General features: G+C 68.6%; 5 protein-coding genes. All 5 read left to right on the top strand.

The annotated features are described in order from the left end of the window. Nucleotides 1-838 (top strand): 2-hydroxyacid dehydrogenase (locus tag AC1DY5_RS46805; RefSeq protein ID WP_478121198.1); only part of this gene is annotated, 838 nt, incomplete at its 5' end. Nucleotides 839-841: 3 nt separating this feature from the next. Then, the gene (locus AC1DY5_RS46810; protein WP_478121199.1) at nt 842-1,381 is read left to right on the top strand and encodes a gluconokinase; all 540 of its coding nucleotides are present in this window, start codon (nt 842-844) and stop codon (nt 1,379-1,381) included. Continuing rightward, entirely contained in the window at nt 1,350-2,129 is a 780-nt protein-coding gene (locus tag AC1DY5_RS46815) for a glucose 1-dehydrogenase (RefSeq protein ID WP_478121202.1), read from the top strand. Before AC1DY5_RS46810 ends, AC1DY5_RS46815 begins: the two co-directional genes overlap by 32 nt. Nucleotides 2,130-2,137: 8 nt before the next feature. Beyond that, nucleotides 2,138-3,175, top strand: coding sequence for an L-idonate 5-dehydrogenase (locus tag AC1DY5_RS46820; protein WP_478121200.1), 1,038 nt, complete (start codon nt 2,138-2,140; stop codon nt 3,173-3,175). Nucleotides 3,176-3,227: 52 nt separating this feature from the next. Further along, the coding region (locus tag AC1DY5_RS46825) for a Rossmann-fold NAD(P)-binding domain-containing protein (protein WP_478121201.1) at nt 3,228-3,672 on the top strand (445 nt) is incomplete at its 3' end.

Consider the following 3,672-nt stretch of genomic DNA (forward strand, 5'->3'; position numbering starts at 1 on the left):
CATCAGTGCCATCAGTGCCGAGCTCCTGGACGCCTGCCCCTCGATCAAGGCGGTGTGCAACGTGGGCGTCGGCTACAACAACGTCGACGTCGCGGCTTGCACGGAACGCGGCGTGCTCGTCACGAACACGCCCGATGTGCTGACAGAGACCACGGCCGACTACGGGTTTGCCCTCATGATGGCGACGGCACGCCGCATCGCCGAATCCGAACGCTTCCTGCGGCGGGGCGAGTGGACCAAGACGGGCATCTACGACATGTTCGTCGGCGGCGACGTGCACGGCGCGACGCTGGGCATCCTCGGCATGGGCCGCATCGGCCAGGCCATCGCGCGCCGGGGAGCGGCTGGTTTCGGCATGAAGGTGATCTACCACAATCGCTCGCGCCTGCCGGAAGCCGTCGAAGCCGAATGCGGGGCCCACTACGTCGACAAGGAGACGCTGCTGAAGGAGGCCGACCACCTCGTGCTGGTGGTGCCATACTCCCCGTCCTCCCACCATGCGATCGGCGCTCCCGAACTGTCGCGGATGAAACGCACCGCCACCCTCACCAACATCGCGCGCGGCGGCATCGTCGACGACGCCGCGCTGGCGCAGGCGCTGCGCAACGGCACGATCGCCGCAGCCGGCCTGGACGTGTTCGAGGGCGAGCCCGCGATCCATCGCGATCTGCTCGCGGTGCCGAACGTGGTGCTGACGCCCCATATCGGAAGCGCCTCGGTACGAACCCGCCACGCCATGGCGGCGCTCACGGCCGAGAACCTCATTGCCGCGCTCGGCTTCGGTCCGTCGGCCGGTCGGCCGCCCACGCCTGTCAATCCCCAGGTACTGGCGGGCTGAACGATGCCCCACAAGCTGCTCGTCATGGGGGTCGCGGGCTGCGGCAAGTCGACCGTCGCCGCAGGCTTGGCGCGCGCGCTTCACGGCGTGCTCATCGAAGGCGACGACTACCACCTGCCGGAGAGCCAGGAGAAGATGCGGCGTGGCATTGCCCTGGACGACAGCGACAGGTCGCCATGGCTGGCCAAGCTCGGTTCCCTGCTCGCAGCCTCCTCCGTTCCCACGGTCCTGACCTGCTCGGCGCTGAAGCGCAGCTACCGCGATCGCCTGCGCGCCGCGGAGCCCGAGGTGAAGATCATCTATCTCGAGATCGACCGGGACGAATCGAGGGCGCGCGTCGCGGCGCGACCCGCCCACCTGTTCCCGGCCAGTCTCGTGGACAACCAGTTCCAGATGCTCGAGCCGCCCATCGGAGAGCCTGACGTGTTCCGAACCGACGCCACGCTGCCGGTGCAGGCACAGTGCGCGGCCGTCCTGCGCTGGCTCGGCGAAACCCCAATCACTGCTGGAGATCCCCTTGCAATCCGTACTGAAAAAATTTGACCTCACCGGCCGCACCGCGCTCATCACCGGCTCCAGTTCCGGCATCGGCTTCGCGCTGGCGCGCGGCCTCGCCGGCGCCGGTGCACGCGTGATCCTGAACGCGCGCAATGCCGCGAAGCTCGAAGCCGCCGCCGACGTGCTGCGCGGCGAGGGCCTGCAGGTGTTGACCGCCTCCTTCGACGTGACCTCGGGCGAAGCCGTCACGGCCGCCATCGCACGTATCGAAGCCGAGGTCGGCGCCATCGACATCCTGGTCAACAACGCCGGCATGCAGCGCCGCGCACCGCTCGACCAGTTTGCCGAGGCAGACTGGCATGAGCTCATGAAGACCAACGTCGACAGCGTGTTCCTCGTGGGCCAGGCCGTGGCGCGCCACATGATCGGACGCAAGCGCGGCAAGATCGTCAACATCTGCTCGGTGCAGAGCGAGCTCGGGCGTCCGGGTATCGCGCCCTACACCGCCAGCAAGGGCGCCGTGAAGATGCTGACCAAGGGCATGGCCATCGACTGGGGCCAGCACGGCATCCAGGTCAATGGCCTCGGCCCCGGCTACTTCAAGACCGAGCTGACAGAGGCGCTGGTCCAGAACGAAGAGTTCACGAAATGGCTCGTCGGGCGCACGCCCTCGCGGCGCTGGGGCGATGTCGAGGATCTCGTCGGCGCCGCCGTGTTCCTGTCGAGCGACGCCTCCAACTTCGTCAACGGCCACATCCTCTACGTGGATGGCGGCGTGACGGCAACCCTCTGAGGAAGATCATGGAAGCACTAGTCATCCACGCCCCCGGCGACCTGCGCATCGAGGAGATCGAAACCGCCGAACTCGGCGCCGACCAGTTGCAGGTGCGCGTGCGCTGCGGYGGCATCTGCGGCTCCGACCTGCACTACTACCAGCACGGCGGCTTCGGCACCGTGCGCATCCAGCAGCCGATGGTGCTGGGCCACGAGGTGGCCGGCATGATCGAGGCGGTGGGCTCCGCAGTGACCGGCTTCCAGCCCGGCGAGCGCATCGCGATCAGCCCGAGCCGGCCCTGCGGCCTGTGCCGCTTCTGCCAGCAGGGGCTGCAGAATCATTGCCTGGACATGCGCTACTACGGCAGCGCGATGCGCAACCCGCATGTGCAGGGCGCCTTCCGCCAGCAGATCGTGGTCGAGACGCACCAGGCCTACAAGCTCGCGGATTCGGTCAGCGACGGCGAAGGCTCGATGGCCGAGCCGCTGTCGGTGGCGCTGCACGCGGTGCGCCGCGCCGGTCCGCTGCTCGGCAAGCGCGTGCTGGTGACCGGCTGCGGGCCGATCGGCGCGCTGGCGATCGTCGCGGCGCGGCGCGCCGGCGCGGCTCACATCGTGGCTACCGACGTCGGCGCGCTGACGCTCGAGAAGGCGCTGAAGGTCGGCGCCGACGAGGCGATCAACGTCGCCGAGGAGCCCGCCGCCCTGGCTCGCTTCGCCAAGGACAAGGGCAGCTTCGACGTGCTGCTGGAGGCCAGCGGCAACTCGCGCGCACTGGTCGGCGCCTTCGATGCGATGCGGCCGCGCGGCATCATCGTGCAGCTGGGGCTGGCCGGCGGCGAGATCCAGCTGCCGATCAACACCATCGTCGCCAAGGAGTTCGACCTGCGCGGCGCCTTCCGCTTCCACGAGGAGTTCGAGGTGGCGGTGGAGCTGCTCAACAAGGGGCTGGTCGACGTCAAGCCGCTGATCTCGGCCACGCTGTCGTACCGCGACTCGGCGCGCGCCTTCGCGCTGGCGGCCGATCGCTCGCAGGCGATGAAGGTGATCCTGAACTTTGATTGAACGGGTCGGCTGCTTCTCGGCGCACGCAGACCTTCGACACGAAAGACAGAACATGCAAATAGGCGTTCCAGCCGAGACGACTGCTGGCGAAGCCCGCGTCGCCGTCACCCCGGAGACCGCGAAGAAGCTGGTGGCCCAAGGCCATGTGGTGCGGGTGCAAACGGGCGCCGGCGTGGCCGCCAGCGTCACCGACGCCGCCTACCAGGCCGCCGGCGCCGAGATCAGCGATGCCGCGGGCGCCTTCGGTGCCGACATCGTGCTCAAGGTGCGCAGCCCCGACGATCGCGAGATCGCGCTGATGAAACCGGGCACCGTCGTCATCGGCATGCTCAACCCCTTCGATGCCGCCGGCCTGCAGCGCCTGGCGACAGCAGGCCTGACCGCCTTCGCGCTCGAGGCCGCTCCGCGCACCACGCGCGCGCAGAGCATGGACGTGCTGTCGTCGCAGGCCAACATCGCCGGCTACAAGGCCGTCATGATCGCCGCCGACAAGTACC

It is taken from the genome of Variovorax sp. P4_D9, assembly GCF_056401695.1.

Bases quoted from the DNA above. Each gene is read 5' to 3' on its own strand.
- AC1DY5_RS46810 (WP_478121199.1), top strand. From the start codon at position 842: ATGCCCCACAAGCTGCTCGTCATGGGGGTCGCGGGCTGCGGCAAGTCG.